The 357-nt window shown below is 48.5% G+C and carries 1 protein-coding gene; it reads right to left on the bottom strand.

All coding sequences use genetic code 11. From position 1 onward, the window contains the following. The coding region (locus ACQRCC_RS15595; protein WP_427851662.1) for a DUF6444 domain-containing protein at window positions 1–357 on the bottom strand (357 nt) is incomplete at both ends.

The following is a 357-nucleotide window of genomic DNA, read 5'->3' as shown; positions in this document are numbered from 1 at the left end:
ATACTGCACGGTTGCTTTTACGCCGGAAGGGAACTCCCCTTTGCGGGTATCCCCATGCAACATACAGATTGGAAGTTCCAGTGCCTGATGTTCCGTTACATTGACTGTAACAACTGCATCGATGACATGGCGTTTCTCCGCGATACATGCAGTGCCTTTACATATCTGATAATGCGGGCATCCTTCACATGCAGAGGGCATATGTTTGACTATTTCATCTGGAGCTGCTATTACCGCCAGATGCGTTCCCTGGTGTCCCTCCTGTCCACCGACTTTTTTGCCGGATGGTTTGCGCAGACTCTTAGGAGCAGGTTTTTTATAGCCATCACTTGAAGGTGGTTTGGAACTGTTTTTGGA

This window comes from Sporofaciens sp. SGI.106, from assembly GCF_050314255.1.
In the GTDB taxonomy this organism is placed as follows: Bacteria; Bacillota; Clostridia; order Lachnospirales; family Lachnospiraceae; genus Claveliimonas.
This window is presented reverse-complemented; position numbering and strand designations above follow the sequence as displayed.